Source organism: Bacillus sp. BC05(2025) (genome assembly GCF_056725905.1).
This window is the reverse complement of record NZ_JBWYRA010000011.1, coordinates 89,955-107,235: the sequence shown is the minus strand read 5'-3', so window position 1 is coordinate 107,235 and position 17,281 is coordinate 89,955. Positions and strand designations below refer to the sequence as shown.

The following is a 17,281-nucleotide window of genomic DNA, read 5'->3' as shown; positions in this document are numbered from 1 at the left end:
AAAGGAGGATGTTTATGAAAAGAGAGGAATTGTTGGCGCCACCGTCTTATAATTTAGTTTCTGAAATAGAGAAATATATAGGGGATAAAGATAAGCTTGCTTTAATCTGGCAAGATGATAAAGGGAATAGAAGAGAAGTTACATACGCTGAGCTTATGCAAGGTGCGAATAAAATTGGAAACGCTTTTATAAAGAGTGGTCTGCAAAAAGGGGACAAGCTCCTCATTATGATGCCGCGCTTAATTGAAGCGTACATGACGTATATCGCTGCGATTAAAGCAGGATTTGTCGTAATTCCGAGTTCGGAAATGTTACGCAAAAAAGATATCGAATACCGCATTGGACATGGGGAAGTAAAAGCGATTGTAAGTTATGAACCGTACATTGGACAATTTGATGATATAGAAGCGATGGAGTCTCTTCAAAAATTCGTTCTGAGCGAGCAGTCAGTAGATGGATGGATTAATTTAAAAACAGCGTTAGAAACAGAAAGTGATATGTTGGAAATGGCGAAGACAGATAAAGAAGATATGGTCTTTTTATCTTACACGTCAGGGACGACAGGAAACCCAAAGGGTGTTGTTCATACTCATGCGTGGGCATACGCTCATTTACGTACGAGCGCTCCAAATTGGCTCGGAATAGAAGAGAATGATGTTGTGTGGGCGACGGCTAGTCCAGGCTGGCAAAAGTGGATTTGGAGCCCGTTTTTAGCAACTCTCGGATCAGGAGCAACAGGATTTATATACAACGGTAAATTTGAACCGAAAACATATTTAAATTTATTAGACGATAATAAGGTGAATGTGCTTTGTTGTACGCCGACTGAGTATAGATTAATGGCAAAAGTAGAGAATTTAAGCCAGTACAATTTAGAAGCGTTACATAGCGCTGTATCAGCAGGTGAGCCGTTAAATAGAGAAGTTATTGAAACGTTCCAAAAGCACTTTCATATTACAGTCAGAGACGGCTATGGGCAAACGGAAAATACATTGCTTGTTGGTGTAATGAAAGGGATGGATATTAGACCAGGATCAATGGGAAAACCAACGCCAGGCAACCACGTTGATATCGTAAATGAAGAAGGTATTCCAGTTAAAGTGGGAGAAGTTGGTGATATCGCAGTTCACATTGAAACGCCAGCCCTCTTTAAACAATATTATAAAGACGATGAGCGCACAGCGATGCAATTCCGCGGTGATTATTATATTACTGGCGATAAAGCGAAGAAAGATGAAGACGGCTATTTCTGGTTTGAAGGGCGCGGTGATGATATTATTATTAGCTCTGGTTATACAATCGGGCCGTTTGAAGTAGAAGACGCGCTTGTAAAACATCCTTACGTAAGAGAGTGCGCAGTTGTCGCCAGCCCTGATGAAATTCGTGGAAGTGTCGTGAAGGCATTTATTGTATTAAGAGAGAATATAGAAAAGAACGAAGAAACATTAATCCCAATACTCCAACAACACGTCAAAGAACTTACTGCACCATATAAATACCCTCGCAAAATTGAATTTGTAGATGAACTACCAAAAACGATTTCTGGAAAAATTCGCCGTATTGAACTTAGAAAACAAGAGATGGAGATTCCGTCAAAATAATTTAGAAAATAGTTGAATGAACTGTAAACTATATGATATTATAAAAACGAACATAAGTTCGTGTTTATAAATTAAAAAAAGAGGTGTCCGTATGATTTTAGGTATTAATCCGTATTTAGTTTTAGATGGTAGTGGGCAAGAAGCTGTACAATTTTATAAAGAGGCGTTAGATGCAAAAGTAGAAGTCATGCAAACCTTCGGTGATATGCCTGAAAATCCAGAATACCCGATTCCAGCTGAAGCGAAAGAGCGCGTTTTACATGCTACTTTAAAAGTTGGTAATACGGACCTTATGATTTCTGATACATTCCCAGGTCAAGGGCATGCAATCGGATCTCAAGTAACAATCGCAATTCAAATTAATAATGCAGAAAAAGCGAAAGAAGTATTCGATAAGTTACAAGAAGGTGGAGAGGTTATTATGCCACTTCAAGAAACATTCTGGAGCCCAGCATACGGACAAGTAAAAGATAAATTTAATATTGAATGGCAAGTTACAACGTCTACTACTGAACAAAAGTAATGTTTAGAAAAGCACCATGTTTTGAAATGGTGCTTTTTTTTATACAATAATACAAAGGAGATGGGATATATGGGGGAAATTTGGTATGGCGGCACCATTTACACGATGCGAGAAGAGAATGAAAAAGTAGAAGCAATTTATGTTGAAAACGGTATGATTGTTGATACTGGGAATAAGGAAGAGCTAGAAAGTCGATATTCAGAAGTGAAGTTGTACGACTTAGAAGGGAAAACAATGATTCCAGGTCTCGTTGATAGTCATATGCATCTTATTGGGCATGGAGAGAGGTTACTTCGTCTAGATTTATCAAATTGTACATCTTACAGTGAAGTGCTGACTCTCGTTCGGAAACGAGTAGAAGAAGCACCAAAAGGTTCTTGGATTATTGGAGAAGGCTGGAATGAAAATAATTTTACAGATACAAAGCAAGTTCATGTACGTGATTTAGATGAAATCTCTAAAGAACATCCAATTTTATTAAAGCGAGTTTGTCGTCACGTTACATGGGTGAATTCATACATACTGCAAGAAGCAAACATAACAGAAATGACGCAAGACCCGAAAGGCGGGAAAATCGGCCGTGATTCATCAAATATGTTAACGGGGCTTTTATATGAACAAGGGCAAGAATTAATTAAACATGTACAACCTGAAATTGATGAAGCTTATTTACAAAGGGCTTTGCAAACAGCGATTAAAGACTGTTGGCAATATGGCCTCGTTGGTGGGCATACGGAAGATTTAAATTATTACGGTGGCTTTAGAAAAACGCACAATGCGTTTTCTCATGTCATAAAGGATATGCCATTTAAAGCACATTTACTCGTTCACCATGAAGTAGCACATGAACGAAAAGAATATGAAAATGAACACTATATTGAATTTGGTGCGATGAAAATTTTTTCTGACGGTTCTTTTGGCGGAAGAACCGCTTTATTAAGTGAACCGTATGAAGATGCGCAGGAAACAAATGGAGTTGCAATCTTCTCGCGCAAAGAGCTTGCGGAGTTAGTGAAAAAAGCACGAGACTTACATATGCCAGTTGCGATTCATACAATCGGTGATTTATCTCTTGAATATGTCATTGATGCGCTTGAATTATATCCACCAGCAGAAGGATTACGCGACCGCATTATTCATTGTCAGCTAGCTCGTGAAGAGTTGATTGAGAGAATGAAACACTTGCCGGCTATTATCGATATTCAGCCCGTCTTTCTGTCATCGGACTTCCCGTCAGTCATTGAAAAACTAGGCGAGCATCGTCTTCGTTATGCATACGCGTGGAAGACGTTACTAGAAGCAGGATTACACTGCAACGGTGGGTCTGACGCACCCATTGAACAAGTGAATCCGTTTTTAGGCATATATAGCGCTGTTACACGTAGAAGTTTTATTGACGGTGTATGCTATATGCCAGAGGAAAGATTAACCGTATATGAGGCTGTCTCTCTATTTACGACAGGAAGTGCCTATGCAATCGGAAAAGAAGCGAAACGAGGACAGATTACAAAAGGATATGAAGCGGACTTTACGATATTAGACCGCGATATTTTTGAGATAGAGGCGGAAGAAATAAAAGAGGTACAAACTGCGATGACTGTAATTGATGGGAAGATTGTGTATAGAAAAGATGCGTGAAAATATATCAGCGATTATTAAAGTATATTGATTTCCCGACAGGAAATGACAAAAATAGCGGCCGATAGCGAAAGAAAAAACCGCCGCATTATGGAATATCATAATGCGGCGGTTTTTTCATGTTATAAAAACGTTCTCTGTACTTTTTCCCAGAAGGAATTGTTTTTCAGTTTAACTGTTTTAATTTGTTTATCGCTTAAGCGTACAACAGCTTTTTCTACTTGTTTAATGCTAAGCGCTTCATTATCCATACCGATAACAGGATAATCGTTACCGTCTGGTCTTAGTTTTAAAGTTAGTGTACGTTCGTGATTTAAAATGAACGGTGAACCGAGCGTACGGTATGTGTTGTTATTTAATGACGCTAGTTCGCTTACTTGGAAGCACGGAATAAGTGGGTCAACAACCGCACCATGTAATGATTTATTGTAAGCTGTACTTCCTGTTGGGGTAGAAACAACTAAACCGTCCCCTCTAAATGTTTCGAAATATAGATCATCAACGTGAACATCTACAACGAACGTTTTAATAATGCTAGAACGTAATGAAAACTCATTTAAACAATGGAAAGATGTGCTACCATCCACATCTACTTCAATTGTTGGATATTTTCGCACTTCAATTTCATTTTTTGTAATTTCTTGAAGGGCTGTATCAACGTGATCAATGTGGAAATCGCAGTAGAAAGAAGTTTCATCTTTCGTAGAAATCCCTGCGTATAAGCAATCTTCTCTAAAACCAGTTTTACGAACGGCTTGCAAGAAAGTTGCATCATCTCCAACACTGACAATAGCGTTTGCATTTTTTGGATGATCTAATATGGTAAATCCATTCTCTTCTAAAATACGATAGATTGGTTTCATTTTTTCAACGAGCGTTGCTTTGTCATCACCATAAAAGAAAAATAAATTGCGACGATCTGCCATTATGTATCCCTCCACTGCAGTTAATTTTCTGTTCTTCGTGCTACATATCATCCAAATACGTTCCCCGATGATATGTTCAAATAATATATTTCGATATAAAATGTCAAAAAACCTTTTTATTTTTAGAAAAATTTTTATATTCAATCTTATGAAATTCTGTTTAATGATGAATAAACTTGTCGATAATGGGTACGGAGTGAAAGGATGATACGTATGAAGTGGTTCGTAATTGGAATAATAATTCTTCTCCTTTTTATTTTGCTTATACTATTGTCGAAAATAAAGCTTAAAGTGACATTTTTATATTCAGAAATGGAAAAGCAATGTTTGTTTCAAGTAAAAATATGGATGGTTCGCTATACATTCGATGTGTTGGAAAGAATTGAAAAGCAACAGAAGAAGACAGGGCAAAAGATTGAGAAAGCTGAAGAAGATGGTGGATTAGATAATAAAATTATAGCGCAACTTGATAGTATAGGGGAACTGATAAAAAAGCTGCAAGAAGTTCATACTATTGTTAAAGATTTTCTCAAACGAGTGAAAATCAATGGTTGGAGATGGCACACGCAAATTGGAGCAGGCGACGCGGCTAGCACTGGAATTGTCACCGGATATGCATGGGGGACAAAAGGAATGGCTGCTGGAGTTGTAGGACAATATATGCATATTGTAGACGTACCAGAATTTGAAATTACTCCTGTTTTTCAAGGAAAAGGATTTGCATCAAGATGTGAGTTAACGGCATCTTTTCGCATATTTCGTGCTATAAAAACAGGAATCAAATTACTCGTATTTATGAGAAAACAAAGATCTGGTACGACTGAAAAATCTGTTCAAGCATAAGGGGGGATATAGAATGGACCATCCAATTCAAGGTTTAATGACAACCGCAATGCAGCATTTAAAACAAATGACTGATGTAAATACAATTGTAGGCGATCCAATTAAAGCTGCTGATGGAAGTGTAATTCTTACCGTTTCAAAAGTGAGCTTCGGATTTGCGGCTGGTGGAAGTGAATTTGGTAAAATAGAACATTCAGGCCGTCATCCATTTGGCGGGGGAAGTGGTGGAGGAGTTTCTATTAATCCTGTTGCTTTTCTTGTAATAAATGGAGAAGGTGTAAAAGTGTTGCATTTAGATAAGCAAACACACGTCATCGATAAAATAATTGAATTAGCGCCACAAGCTGTTGATAAAGTGAAAGAAATGATGGATAAACGAAAAGAAGACGATCCTGAATTTCAAATTTAACGAATAAAGAAGCTGATCAATGGATTAGCTTCTTTAATTTTTTTGTAAATAAAGCGATTTTATTTGCATTATCGATAGGGACAAACTATCATTTACATTGTACATATTTTGTTTAAATAAGGGAGGATTTTCAAGTGGCAAACGTAACTTTTAAAGGTAACCCAATGACTTTAATTGGAACAGAAGTTAAAGTTGGCGATCAAGCGCCGAATTTCCAAGTATTAGCAAACGACTTATCTCCAGTAAGTTTAGAGACATACAAAGGCGAAGTAAAATTAATTAGTGTTGTACCTTCAATCGACACAGGTGTGTGTGATGCACAAACACGTCGTTTTAACCAAGATGCAGCAGGTATTGAAAACGCGAAAGTATTAACAATTAGCGCTGACTTACCATTCGCTCAAAAACGCTGGTGTGCAGCAAACGGTTTAGAAAATGTTGTTACACTTTCTGACCACCGCGACCTTTCATTCGGTGAAGCTTACGGCTTAGTAATGAAAGAGCTTCGTTTACTTGCTCGTGCGGTATTCGTAGTAGATAGCAACGACAAAGTAGTTTACGCAGAATACGTAAGCGAAGGTACAAGCCATCCAAACTATGAAGCAGCATTAGAAGCAGCTAAATCGGCAAAATAATGTGAAGGAAGATGACCTCTTTGTAAGAGGTCGTCTTCTCTCATATATTGCTATATGGAATCGATATACGAGAGAAGACGTTACATCATACATCACTAAAAAGGGAGCTCTTAAAAGGGGTCGCTTTTTCTTTTGGGAAAAAATCAGATTATGGTATGATATAAGTTATGTGTAAAAGAGAGAAGGAGGAATGTACGTGAGTCAGACAGTAGAAACATTATTTTCTATTTTTGATTCTTCTGCGGTAGTTTTACGTAAAGAATTAGATGTAACATATTTAGAGGCGCTTGTGGAAACAGGTGATAACTTGTTTGAAGGAGCGATTTTACAAGAGGAATTATCTGAATCAGCAATTGAAAGGCTGAATCATGAATATAGTACGTTTAATGAAGAAACATATAAAGGTGAAGAAATTCGTAAAGCATTTCAGTTAGCCATCTTAAAAGGAATGAAAGAAGGCGTACAAGCGAATCACGAAATGACGCCTGATGCAGTTGGTATGTTTATGAGTTACCTATTCCATAAATTTATGAAGGGTCAAAATGAAATTACTGTGTTAGATCCTGCAATTGGAACGGGTAACTTAATGACGACAGTGTTCAATAGCGCTCAAGAAAATGTTACGGTGAGTGGATTTGGTGTAGAAGTGGATGAAGTGTTAATTAAACTTGCTTTAGTAAATGCAAATTTACAAAAGCATGCAATCGAATTCTTCCATCAAGATGGACTAGCACCACTTTATATCGATCCAGTTGATGCAGTCGTTTCAGATTTACCGATTGGTTATTATCCAAATGAAATCGGTGCAAGTGAATATAAGTTAAAAGCAGATGAAGGAATGTCATATGCCCACCACTTATTTATTGAACAAAGTGTGAAACATACGAAAGAAGGCGGGTACTTATTCTTCTTAGTACCGAACTTCATTTTTGAAAGTGATCAAGCACCAAAATTACATGCATTTATTAAAGAAACATGCTTTATTCAGGGGTTATTACAGCTACCTGTTTCCATGTTTAAAAACGAGAAAAATGCAAAAAGTATATTTGTTCTCCAAAAGAAAGGCCCTAGTGTAACGATGCCAAAACAGGCGTTATTAGTGGAATTACCTAAATTCTCTAACATGAAGGCGATGGAAGACATTATGGACCAATTAAATACTTGGTTTGCAACGCATAAATAAGGTTAGGCATATGTAACAGGGGTAGTGATTCATGTAGTACAGTTTTATATGATATGTCATATTTTTAAATGTATACTAGATTAAACTGAATTTTTTTGAAATCTGTAATATATATTTTTTCTTGGTGTTACAATTTTTTCACTTGAAATATATGTCGTACGATGTTTAAATTAAAATCGTGAGTATAAAATTTGCTAAGAATGAAACGTTTTCATATTTAGTGAATTTGATCAGATAAAATCGAGCGGTTTGTGGAAACATCCACACAACTACCAAGAGAAAAAGGGGCGAAAGACTAGATGTCAAAAATCATCGCGATTAACGCAGGAAGCTCTTCCTTAAAATTCCAATTATTTGAAATGCCAAGTGAAACAGTATTAACAAAAGGTTTAGTAGAACGTATCGGTTTAGAAGATAGTATCTTCACTATTACTGTAGATGGCGAAAAACAAAAAGAAGTTACAAACATTCCAGATCACGCAGTAGCAGTTAATATGCTTCTTAACAAATTAACTGAAAACGGAATCGTTAAATCTCTAGATGAGATTGGCGGTATCGGTCACCGTGTTGTTCACGGCGGCGAAAAATTTGCTGACTCTGTTTTAATTACTGATGAAGTATTAGCTGATATCGAAGAATTAAGCGATTTAGCACCACTTCATAACCCAGCAAACGTTGTTGGTATTAAAGCATTCCAAGAAGTATTACCAAACGTACCAGCAGTAGCAGTATTCGATACAGCATTCCACCAAACAATGCCGGAATCTGCATTCCTATACAGCTTACCATATGAGTACTATGAAAAGTTCGGCATCCGTAAATACGGTTTCCACGGAACTTCTCATAAATATGTAACTGAGCGTGCGGCTGAACTATTAGGTCGTCCACTTGAAAGCTTAAGCTTACTTTCTTGTCACTTAGGTAACGGTGCAAGTATCGCAGCAGTAGAAGGCGGTAAATCTATCGATACTTCTATGGGCTTCACTCCACTTGCTGGTGTAACAATGGGTACACGTTCTGGTAACATTGACCCTGCGTTAATTCCATACATCATGGAAAAAACAGGCCAAACAGTAGAAGAAGTAGTTAACGTATTAAACAAGAAGAGTGGTATGTTAGGTCTTACTGGTTACTCTAGTGACCTACGTGACATCATTGCGAAAGAAGAAGAAGGCGATCACCGTGCGAAAGTAGCACTTGATGTATTCGTAAGCCGTATCCACAAATACATCGGTTCTTACACTGCTCGTATGAAAGGTGTAGACGCAATCATCTTCACAGCTGGTGTAGGTGAAAACAGTGCAATTATTCGTGAGCGCGTATTAGAAGGCCTTGAGTACATGGGCGTATACTTCGATGCAAAACGCAATAACGTATTCGGTGAGGAAGCATTCATCAACTTCCCACACTCTCCAGTAAAAATTATTGTAATTCCAACTGACGAAGAAGTTATGATTGCTCGTGACGTACTACGTCTTGGAAACATTGGTTAATATATGAAAAGAAAGACGAGATCCTATAGGATTTCGTCTTTTTTCTTTTGGATATAGTTTAAAATTCCATCTGGATATAGTACTTTCTTCCCTTGAATGAATGCAGTAATGGGAATCCATTTCGCATACGATATTATTTGCTCATCTTGTATATTCATTTTTTCCATTTCATATAGTGATGTGTCTAATAAGCGTAGAGAATATAGTTGGATGATTTCATGACCAATTTCTCCGTCAGGATGAAAGATATTTTCTAAGCAACCTAAATAATTGATGATTTCCACTTCTGTATGAAGCTCTTCTTTATATTCACGAATAACGGTATGTGCTGATTTTTCACCAAGTTCAATTGAACCGCCGATAGGTCGGTAATATATTTCATCTGCTGTACGATATTCTTGTACGAGAAGGCGACCGTCATGTATAGCAATGCCAAAAGCTTTTGCACGTGGATACATATACAACCACTCCTTATTTATTTTGTATAAGGATGATTATAATGCAGTGTGTGATAAAAAGTGTCATGTATTTAAGAATGTGGTTTAATCGTAATCCCATCGAATAAGTCTCCCCAAAATGCTTCATTGTACTGAAATACATCCATAATAGGACATTTTATAACACAAATATTTTGTAATCCCCAATCTTCTTCCGTAACAGTTGGTACATCTTCAGGAATGAGTAATAGAACGGAGAATGTATGTGTGACGATTTGAGATAAAATGTGTTCCAAGGAACGTGCTTCTTCGTATGTTCCTCCAGTGCGAATAAATAATGTGGATTGTGCTGTGTCGATTGTAGTTAGAAAACGATGGATTCGATGCTCATAGTTTAACTTAATTTCTGTATAAGAAGGCCAAGAAGTTGGTATATTTACATCTGTTTTAAAGTCGTGGCAAGAGTCGATTTCATATAGGTTGTCACGGAGTCTTAATTTTGCACCATCATCCCAAAATGAGATGAAGGATAAGTTTTCGAACTGTAAAAAACGGTCAAATCGATTTTGTAATAATACATTCACTTTTTCTAATGAAGGGCTTAGCATAAAATCGATAACGCCAAAAAATGGTGATAATTCGAATTGATATAATGCCCAAGCAGGCCAGCAGTTTTGCCCTAAGCTGAATACAGCGTTATATTCTTTTTTTATATTGGATAGATTCATCTGATCCATCTCACCCTTTTTGCTAATATTTTATGTCATGAAAAAATGGTGTGTGAATAAAGATAGACAAGCATATTTGCAAAGAATAAGCAGAAATATGTTACAATAGAAAAAAATCGAACGAGGTGGTTGTTACGATGCGATCGAAGCGAGAACAAGCCATTTTAGACAATATAAAAGAATGGGAATCGCAATTAGTTGAGCAAGAAGCGACTGATTTTCAAAAAATGTTTGATAAATGGGTACATAATACAATTGCGAAATTACCTGAGAAAAAACGAAAAGATTTCTTTACGAAAGCAGACGGATGGCTCTTTCATTTGCATGCATTGATTCAAAGTTCACAATCGCAGTTAGAGGCGCGTAATCGTATTTTAGGAACGTCGAGATTATTTGATGAATCGATTGAGCAACTAGAAGATTTAAAAGCATTATCTATTGATCAATTAACATACATAGCAGAGCAGCAAACAGCACGACATCGCTTATATTCATTCGTACAAGGCGGAGCAACGGGTGCTGGAGGGTTATTATTATTAACAGCTGATTTCCCGGTTATGATTGCGTTAAATGTGAAGGCTGTCCAACTTATTGCAACATCATTTGGGCATGATGTAAACAAGCCTTATGAAATGATGCTTGCATTAAAGGTCTTTCATGCGTCCTTACTACCAGGAAGACTTCAGCAATACGCATGGTACAATTTACTGCAAGAGCTAGAGCAAGAGGATTCGTTCTTCTACGAAGGAGACGAAGCGGTATTACAACCAGCTTCTACTGAAATTATTTTAAAACAAATTTTGAAAACATTTTCGATTTATGCTCTTCGTCGTAAATTATTCCAAGGTATTCCGGTAATTGGAATGGCAATCGGATCTACAGTGAATTACCGCTTAACAAGAAACGTTACTGAATTTGCAAATAGATTTTATCAAGTGCGTCACATAGTCGAGAAGGAAAAAAGAGCATAAAAAAAGCGAGAGGCCGAAGCCTTTCGCTTTTTTAATTTGTTGCATGCTTTTTGGACATTGGAATAGATACTGGTTGCTTTTCTTCTGCTTTTTCTGTTTTTGGATAATAAATTAAATCCAATGTTTTTGCCTGTACGGCAATCGAAAGAATAGTAAAAGCGATTTCTGTCCAATTTAAATAATATAATGAAAGCGCAAGAACAATCGCGTCAAAGACGAAGAAAATTTGCCCAATTGTAAAACGTGTTTTTTTACTTAATACAATTGTTAAAATATCGTCTCCACCGGTTGCACCGCCAAATCGCAATATAAAACCGAGTCCAATACCAGCTAACGCACCGCCAACTACTGCAGCTATAAATAAATTGTTTGATAAATCGACCGTAAATGGAGAATAATTTTCCATAAGAGAATAAAATACTCCGAATGAAATTGAACCTAAGAATGAATAGCCAACCATTTTTCTACCTAACAATGAAGCGCATAGTAAAATAATTGGGATATCCATCATTACAGTTGAAATAGATGGTGAAATATCATAAAAATTTTGGATGAATAGTGCGATACCTACAAATCCACCTTCTGTTAAGTGGTTTTGGAAGTGAATGTGATATAGCGCTGCTGCTAAAATAAATGAACCGATTAAAACCATAAAAACTTCTTTAATAATTTGTCGACTTTGGATGTTCCTCATCGTTATTCCTTCTTTCCGTAGTTAGTAGTCCTTTTTGTGTTGTAAACTAACTACGAGCTCACATGTAGCTTCAGTTAGTTTACGAAAAAACTAACTACGCTATATGTCGCTGAAGAAATAACGAATAATCCTCTCGTCCATCAATTCTCCCTACTTTCGTTTTAGTTTAAGTCTTAAAACGACTAAACAAAACGTGGAGTAGGATTCTTCATTTAGCAATCCTGCTCTTCTTTGTTTTGTTTAGCTAGTAACAATTAAGCCCTAAACAAAACGCTATGTGTAAGAAGAGTCTTTTTTTTGCCAAATTATCCTTCGGGCAATCATAATTTCCCCACTCTCGTATTTTTTTCGCTAGACTAAAGTATCTGAGCTGAAAAATACGCTACGTGTATGATTCGTCAATACGATGCCACATGCTCCTTCGAGCGATCATGATATCAAAATCCCTTCCTTCAAGATTTATATTATTATATCATACTTTCAAAAAATGTATGCGGATGGAAACCGACAATAAACGGAGGAAATCTACAAAAATTGTTATGTTTAAATATTTTTGTAGAAAAGCCTAAGTTATTTTGCAGAATTGGACAGTTTTTTAGTTTGTCCAATAAGTAAGAAAAGAAGAGTTTTTATTCAGTTGCATTCTTATCATCACTTTTATCTTTAAAAAACGCATCCCAGCTAATCACACTTAAAAAAGTTAAAGCGATAATAACGAAAGCACGCATAAGTTTGAACCTCCTTTTGTACATAGTATATGAATCGTTCACTTTGGAATGTGTCATTTTTTTACAAGTCTTAACTATTATGAGAGTATATTAATATAGATGGATGAAAGGGGAAATGAGAATATGCTAAAAGACATGTTTAAAAGAAAAGAGTTAACATGTGTTTCATGTCAGAAAAAGATTCAATATGAAGAAGAGCTTGTTGCTTTTGTAAAGTTGCCGAAAGAAAGAAGTATATTAGTTGGTCCATTTGATGTGTGTTTGGCAAAAACAGCACAAGAAATATATTGTAAATCGTGTTACGACAAAAAAGCATGACCCAAATTAATTGAGGGCATGCTTTTTTCATTGGTGTGCCTTCCCCTCAGATACGTTTTGAGTGAGTCGATACCAAAGCCAAAGGTCATTAATGATGGAAGCGAGATCGGCAATTTCTGAATTCAGTTTGCAAGAAATTTCGAAGTCTTCTTCGTTATTTAAATGATGCTGTTTTGCATTAATATAATGTTCGAGTTCTTTTATACGATCAGGAATCTTTCCGCGAACTTGTTCCCATTTTAATAAAATAGCATGCTGCATTTTTTCGGGGATATCTTCCCAATCTTCTTGTAAATGCGGAATTTCAATTCCTAGATGATCATCGTATAAGAAATACTTTTCCATAAGTTCACCCCCGTTTTCCTGCTTATATTGTACATAAAAACAGAAAGAAGTTCGACGAAATTGTTTGAAAAAATTTGAAAATGACTCTTGATACATTTTGTAAAAGGTGGTAAAGTGTGAATTATTATAAAAGAAAATGAATATTTATTCTTTAGGGGGATGCAAAATGGAGAAGAAAAAAGTTGTATTAGCATATTCCGGAGGTCTTGATACTTCCGTTGCAATTAAATGGTTACAAGAGAAGAATTATGATATTATCGCGCTTTGTTTAGACTTAGGGGAAGGTAAAGACTTAGCATTTGTAAAAGAAAAGGCACTTTCAGTAGGTGCAATTAAATCATATATGATTGATGTTCAAGAAGAATTTGCAAATGAATATGCATTGATGGCGATGCAAGCGCACACGTTATACGAAGGGAAATACCCTCTCGTTTCAGCGTTATCACGTCCGCTTATCGCGAAGAAATTAGTAGAGATTGCAGAACAAGAAGGAGCGACTGCAGTTGCACACGGATGTACAGGGAAAGGGAATGATCAAGTTCGTTTTGAAGTTTCTATTCAAGCGTTAAATCCTTACTTAGAAGTGATTGCGCCTGTACGTGAATGGAAATGGTCACGTGAAGAAGAAATTGCATATGCAAAAGAAAACAATGTACCAATTCCGATTAATTTAGATAGCCCATTTTCAATCGATCAAAACTTATGGGGACGCAGCAATGAATGTGGAATTTTAGAAGATCCATGGGCAGCGCCGCCAGAAGATGCATATGAGATGACATTGGCATTAGAAGATACACCGAATAAACCCGAGTTTGTAGAAATCGGTTTTGAAGCAGGCGTACCGACTACTTTAAATGGTACTGCCTATCCACTTTCAGAACTTATTAAAACGTTAAATGCACTTGCTGGAAAACATGGCGTTGGACGTATCGATCACGTTGAAAATCGTCTTGTTGGTATTAAATCACGTGAAGTATACGAATGCCCAGCAGCAATGACATTAATTACGGCGCATAAGGAACTGGAAGATTTAACACTCGTAAAAGAAGTAGCGCATTTTAAACCGATGATTGAGCAAAAAATAACAGAACTTATTTATAACGGTTTATGGTTCTCACCTTTAAAACAAGCGCTTAACGCTTTCTTACAAGAAACGCAAAAGAATGTAACAGGTACAGTGCGTGTGAAATTATTTAAAGGCCATGCGATTGTAGAAGGACGTAAATCTGAGTACTCTTTATATGATGAAAAACTAGCAACATATACTGCTCAGGACGAGTTTAATCATGATGCAGCAGTTGGATTCATTTCATTATTCGGTTTACCAACGAAAGTATACAGCCAAGTGAATCAAAAGAAGGTGGAAGCGTGAGCAAACTTTGGGGCGGACGTTTTACTGAAGAAGCGGAAGCATGGGTTGAAGAGTTCGGAGCATCCATCTCCTTTGATCAACAGTTAATAAATCAAGATATAAACGGAAGTATTGCACACGTAACGATGCTAGCAAAGCAAGGCATCGTTACGAAAGAAGAAGCCGAAAAAATAAAGATAGGTCTTCAATATTTATTAGAAGAAGCGAAACAAAATAAATTGCATTTTTCAGTTGAAGCGGAGGACATTCATTTAAATATCGAAAAGATGTTAATTGAAAAAATCGGTGAAGTAGGAGGGAAACTTCATACTGGCCGAAGCCGTAACGATCAAGTAGCGACTGACATGCATTTATATTTGAAAGAAAAAGTAGAACATATTATAAAAGCTACAAAACAATTGCAAACTGTTCTTGTTCATCAAGCAGAAAATAATATTGAAACAATTATGCCTGGTTATACGCATTTGCAGCGTGCGCAGCCGATTTCATTTGCACATCATATTCTCGCTTACTTTTGGATGTTAGAGCGCGATGTGAACCGTTATGAAGATTCATTAAAGCGTATTAACATTTCCCCATTAGGAGCAGGAGCGTTAGCTGGGACAACATTCCCGATTGACCGAGAATATAGCGCGGAGCTTCTTGGATTTAATGGAATCTATGAAAATAGCTTAGATGCAGTAAGCGATCGTGATTTCATACTGGAGTTCCTAAGTAACTCATCTATGCTCATGATGCACTTATCACGCTTTTGTGAAGAACTTATTTTATGGAGTAGCCAAGAGTTTCAATTTATTGAAATGAGCGACCAATACGCAACGGGAAGCAGCATTATGCCGCAAAAGAAAAATCCGGATATGGCGGAACTAATCCGCGGTAAAACAGGCAGAGTGTACGGTAATTTATTTAGTTTACTTACAGTCATGAAAGGATTACCGCTCGCTTACAATAAAGACTTGCAAGAAGATAAAGAAGGAATGTTTGATACAGTAAAAACAGTAGAAGGCTGCCTTCATATTATGGCAGGCATGCTAGAGACGATGACTGTCAACAAAGAAAAAATGGGGCAAGCTGTGACGCAAGATTTCTCTAACGCAACAGAAATTGCTGACTACTTAGCAAGCAAAGGACTACCGTTCCGTCAAGCTCATGAGATTGTTGGGAAGCTAGTGTTACACTGCACACAAAAAGGAATTTATTTAGTAGATGTACCACTTGAAACGTATAAAGAAATGAGCTTGTTATTTGAAGAAGATTTGTATGAAGTTCTTTCACCATATGCCGCTGTAAAGCGCCGTAATAGTGCTGGCGGGACTGGGTTTGAACAGATTGAAAAAGCTTTGGAGAAGGCGAAGGGATTAGTTGGAGAGTTTGTTGGAAGTTGATTGATAAGAAAGAAGGTACGCTAACCTTAGTAGAGGAAAGCGTACCTTCTTTGTGATTTTTACAGCTTAAAATGAATCATACTTATGTCGATCTTCCGTAATTCGAATATATTCAATATCCATTAAATCTCGTAGTAATGCACCATTACTTAGTTCCACACCATGTTTCTCTTTGAAATGTGTACGGATTGTATCTAACATTTCAATTTCCTTTCCGCTCACATCTAAAATAATACGTTCAGAATCATCCATGTTGCATCCTCCTTTTTTAAACATATATATTTTGTCCGTCTATTTCTAAAAAATGTATGTTAATGTAATGTTAGGAAATAAGAAAGGAATGGAAAATGAGACGTATTTATTTTATAGGGCTAATTTTGTATACGTTGGTTGTAGTACATGTTGCATTCCCAAGCGTATTTTCATTTAAGGATGTAGAAACAGTACACGTTGGGATATTTATCTTTACTCTATTTATAGTAGATTGCTGTATTTCAATATGGCTTTCGAAAAGAAAACATGTACAAGATAAAAATGAAATGGAACGAAAAAAGAGAAAACGTTCATTTTGGATGACGATGTATTGTTTTACTTTAGCGATTGCTGCTACTCTTTTTAGTGAGAATATCCCATTAGAAAGATTAAATATTGGATTTGGAGCGTTCGTATTTGCATATTATTTTTTCATGCATTTTCTTCCTTATATGAAAGAAAAGCGAGGAGAAGAGGAAGATCCACTTGTAGAAGAAGCGAGAGAACGAGAGCATAAGAGAATAGAAGAAGACATAAAGAAACTAGGAGAACAAAAATGGTATTTAAAATCTAAAATCATATATGTTCTTTGCTTTATTACGCCGCCAATTGGTTATTTGTATGTTTTCTTACTTCGTAAAAAAATGACAGAAGATGCAAAGCAAACGTACTTAACGGTTGCGACGATTATGATGGCGTTATGGTCTTTGAAGTTTCTTCCGCCTTATGTATTGGCAATTACTATTGTTATTGTGGCTTGTCTTGTATTTATAGTGAAATATGTGAAATGAAAAACACCA

General features: G+C 36.5%; 19 protein-coding genes. 13 read left to right on the top strand and 6 right to left on the bottom strand.

The window, feature by feature from the left end; translation table 11 throughout:
* Positions 1–14: 14 nt before the first annotated feature.
* The 3 genes from mbcS to ACZ76X_RS24890 all read left to right on the top strand — a co-directional run bounded on the left by mbcS (position 15) and on the right by ACZ76X_RS24890 (position 3,762).
* Complete coding sequence (mbcS, locus tag ACZ76X_RS24900; protein ID WP_479851999.1) at positions 15–1,601, top strand: acyl-CoA synthetase MbcS; 1,587 nt, start codon at positions 15–17, stop codon at positions 1,599–1,601.
* Between the two features lie 91 nt (positions 1,602–1,692).
* Positions 1,693–2,124: a VOC family protein gene (locus tag ACZ76X_RS24895; RefSeq protein ID WP_098670797.1), complete on the top strand. Its 432-nt coding sequence runs from the start codon at positions 1,693–1,695 to the stop codon at positions 2,122–2,124.
* A 69-nt stretch (positions 2,125–2,193) separates the two neighbouring features.
* A complete protein-coding gene (locus ACZ76X_RS24890) occupies positions 2,194–3,762 on the top strand; it encodes an amidohydrolase (protein ID WP_479851998.1) in 1,569 nt (522 codons plus the stop codon).
* Between the two features lie 122 nt (positions 3,763–3,884).
* Here the strand turns inward: ACZ76X_RS24890 and ACZ76X_RS24885 are convergent, their stop codons facing one another.
* A complete protein-coding gene (locus ACZ76X_RS24885; RefSeq protein WP_098670795.1) occupies positions 3,885–4,688 on the bottom strand; it encodes an NAD kinase in 804 nt (267 codons plus the stop codon).
* 204 nt (positions 4,689–4,892) lie between these two features.
* Here ACZ76X_RS24885 and ACZ76X_RS24880 point away from each other — a divergent pair, with 204 nt between their 5' ends.
* The 5 genes from ACZ76X_RS24880 to ackA all read left to right on the top strand — a co-directional run bounded on the left by ACZ76X_RS24880 (position 4,893) and on the right by ackA (position 9,251).
* Complete coding sequence (locus ACZ76X_RS24880) at positions 4,893–5,531, top strand: DUF2953 domain-containing protein (RefSeq protein WP_479851997.1); 639 nt, start codon at positions 4,893–4,895, stop codon at positions 5,529–5,531.
* 13 nt (positions 5,532–5,544) lie between these two features.
* The gene (ytfJ, locus tag ACZ76X_RS24875; protein ID WP_000350002.1) at positions 5,545–5,940 is read left to right on the top strand and encodes a GerW family sporulation protein; all 396 of its coding nucleotides are present in this window, start codon (positions 5,545–5,547) and stop codon (positions 5,938–5,940) included.
* 134 nt (positions 5,941–6,074) lie between these two features.
* Complete coding sequence (gene tpx, locus ACZ76X_RS24870; RefSeq protein ID WP_306184552.1) at positions 6,075–6,575, top strand: thiol peroxidase; 501 nt, start codon at positions 6,075–6,077, stop codon at positions 6,573–6,575.
* Between the two features lie 196 nt (positions 6,576–6,771).
* Complete coding sequence (locus tag ACZ76X_RS24865; protein WP_479851996.1) at positions 6,772–7,758, top strand: class I SAM-dependent methyltransferase; 987 nt, start codon at positions 6,772–6,774, stop codon at positions 7,756–7,758.
* 299 nt (positions 7,759–8,057) lie between these two features.
* Positions 8,058–9,251, top strand: a complete 1,194-nt coding sequence (ackA, locus tag ACZ76X_RS24860) for an acetate kinase (protein WP_306184549.1) — start codon at positions 8,058–8,060, stop codon at positions 9,249–9,251.
* 23 nt (positions 9,252–9,274) lie between these two features.
* On the opposite strand, the gene ACZ76X_RS24855 is transcribed toward ackA, so the two are convergent.
* Both ACZ76X_RS24855 and ACZ76X_RS24850 read right to left on the bottom strand, forming a co-directional pair.
* Positions 9,275–9,709 carry an NUDIX hydrolase gene (locus ACZ76X_RS24855; RefSeq protein WP_479851995.1) on the bottom strand — a complete coding sequence of 145 codons (435 nt, stop codon included), beginning with the start codon at positions 9,707–9,709 and terminating at the stop codon, positions 9,275–9,277.
* 71 nt (positions 9,710–9,780) lie between these two features.
* Positions 9,781–10,416: a DUF1796 family putative cysteine peptidase gene (locus tag ACZ76X_RS24850; RefSeq protein WP_479852032.1), complete on the bottom strand. Its 636-nt coding sequence runs from the start codon at positions 10,414–10,416 to the stop codon at positions 9,781–9,783.
* A 137-nt stretch (positions 10,417–10,553) separates the two neighbouring features.
* Between ACZ76X_RS24850 and ACZ76X_RS24845 the strand changes: the two genes are divergently transcribed.
* A complete protein-coding gene (locus ACZ76X_RS24845) occupies positions 10,554–11,387 on the top strand; it encodes an EcsC family protein (protein ID WP_479851994.1) in 834 nt (277 codons plus the stop codon).
* A gap of 31 nt (positions 11,388–11,418) precedes the next feature.
* On the opposite strand, the gene ACZ76X_RS24840 is transcribed toward ACZ76X_RS24845, so the two are convergent.
* Positions 11,419–12,081: a YitT family protein gene (locus tag ACZ76X_RS24840; protein WP_001244531.1), complete on the bottom strand. Its 663-nt coding sequence runs from the start codon at positions 12,079–12,081 to the stop codon at positions 11,419–11,421.
* An 851-nt stretch (positions 12,082–12,932) separates the two neighbouring features.
* On the opposite strand from ACZ76X_RS24840, the gene ACZ76X_RS24835 reads away from it, so the two are divergent.
* Entirely contained in the window at positions 12,933–13,127 is a 195-nt protein-coding gene (locus ACZ76X_RS24835; protein WP_000910292.1) for a hypothetical protein, read from the top strand.
* A 27-nt stretch (positions 13,128–13,154) separates the two neighbouring features.
* Here the strand turns inward: ACZ76X_RS24835 and ACZ76X_RS24830 are convergent, their stop codons facing one another.
* The gene (locus ACZ76X_RS24830) at positions 13,155–13,472 is read right to left on the bottom strand and encodes a hypothetical protein (protein ID WP_000417205.1); all 318 of its coding nucleotides are present in this window, start codon (positions 13,470–13,472) and stop codon (positions 13,155–13,157) included.
* Between the two features lie 166 nt (positions 13,473–13,638).
* Between ACZ76X_RS24830 and ACZ76X_RS24825 the strand changes: the two genes are divergently transcribed.
* Together ACZ76X_RS24825 and argH are read left to right on the top strand one after the other, a co-directional pair.
* The gene (locus tag ACZ76X_RS24825) at positions 13,639–14,844 is read left to right on the top strand and encodes an argininosuccinate synthase (RefSeq protein WP_000412329.1); all 1,206 of its coding nucleotides are present in this window, start codon (positions 13,639–13,641) and stop codon (positions 14,842–14,844) included.
* Entirely contained in the window at positions 14,841–16,229 is a 1,389-nt protein-coding gene (argH, locus tag ACZ76X_RS24820; RefSeq protein ID WP_479851993.1) for an argininosuccinate lyase, read from the top strand. Before ACZ76X_RS24825 ends, argH begins: the two co-directional genes overlap by 4 nt.
* 66 nt (positions 16,230–16,295) lie before the next feature.
* Here the strand turns inward: argH and ACZ76X_RS24815 are convergent, their stop codons facing one another.
* A complete protein-coding gene (locus ACZ76X_RS24815; protein WP_479851992.1) occupies positions 16,296–16,481 on the bottom strand; it encodes a ProA domain protein in 186 nt (61 codons plus the stop codon).
* A 95-nt stretch (positions 16,482–16,576) separates the two neighbouring features.
* Between ACZ76X_RS24815 and ACZ76X_RS24810 the strand changes: the two genes are divergently transcribed.
* Positions 16,577–17,272: a hypothetical protein gene (locus ACZ76X_RS24810; protein WP_479851991.1), complete on the top strand. Its 696-nt coding sequence runs from the start codon at positions 16,577–16,579 to the stop codon at positions 17,270–17,272.
* Positions 17,273–17,281: the final 9 nt, after the last annotated feature.

Excerpts from the sequence above, each read along its gene's own strand:
- ACZ76X_RS24845 (WP_479851994.1), top strand. The coding sequence starts at position 10,554 with ATGCGATCGAAGCGAGAACAAGCCATTTTAGACAATATAAAAGAATGG.
- ackA (WP_306184549.1), top strand. The coding sequence starts at position 8,058 with ATGTCAAAAATCATCGCGATTAACGCAGGAAGCTCTTCCTTAAAATTC.
- ACZ76X_RS24890 (WP_479851998.1), top strand. The coding sequence starts at position 2,194 with ATGGGGGAAATTTGGTATGGCGGCACCATTTACACGATGCGAGAAGAG.
- ACZ76X_RS24840 (WP_001244531.1), bottom strand. The coding sequence starts at position 12,081 with ATGAGGAACATCCAAAGTCGACAAATTATTAAAGAAGTTTTTATGGTT.
- ytfJ (WP_000350002.1), top strand. The coding sequence starts at position 5,545 with ATGGACCATCCAATTCAAGGTTTAATGACAACCGCAATGCAGCATTTA.
- ACZ76X_RS24855 (WP_479851995.1), bottom strand. The coding sequence starts at position 9,709 with ATGTATCCACGTGCAAAAGCTTTTGGCATTGCTATACATGACGGTCGC.
- ACZ76X_RS24835 (WP_000910292.1), top strand. The coding sequence starts at position 12,933 with ATGCTAAAAGACATGTTTAAAAGAAAAGAGTTAACATGTGTTTCATGT.
- ACZ76X_RS24895 (WP_098670797.1), top strand. The coding sequence starts at position 1,693 with ATGATTTTAGGTATTAATCCGTATTTAGTTTTAGATGGTAGTGGGCAA.
- ACZ76X_RS24885 (WP_098670795.1), bottom strand. The coding sequence starts at position 4,688 with ATGGCAGATCGTCGCAATTTATTTTTCTTTTATGGTGATGACAAAGCA.
- mbcS (WP_479851999.1), top strand. The coding sequence starts at position 15 with ATGAAAAGAGAGGAATTGTTGGCGCCACCGTCTTATAATTTAGTTTCT.
- ACZ76X_RS24850 (WP_479852032.1), bottom strand. The coding sequence starts at position 10,416 with ATGAATCTATCCAATATAAAAAAAGAATATAACGCTGTATTCAGCTTA.
- ACZ76X_RS24880 (WP_479851997.1), top strand. The coding sequence starts at position 4,893 with ATGATACGTATGAAGTGGTTCGTAATTGGAATAATAATTCTTCTCCTT.
- ACZ76X_RS24815 (WP_479851992.1), bottom strand. The coding sequence starts at position 16,481 with ATGGATGATTCTGAACGTATTATTTTAGATGTGAGCGGAAAGGAAATT.
- ACZ76X_RS24810 (WP_479851991.1), top strand. The coding sequence starts at position 16,577 with ATGAGACGTATTTATTTTATAGGGCTAATTTTGTATACGTTGGTTGTA.
- ACZ76X_RS24830 (WP_000417205.1), bottom strand. The coding sequence starts at position 13,472 with ATGGAAAAGTATTTCTTATACGATGATCATCTAGGAATTGAAATTCCG.
- ACZ76X_RS24825 (WP_000412329.1), top strand. The coding sequence starts at position 13,639 with ATGGAGAAGAAAAAAGTTGTATTAGCATATTCCGGAGGTCTTGATACT.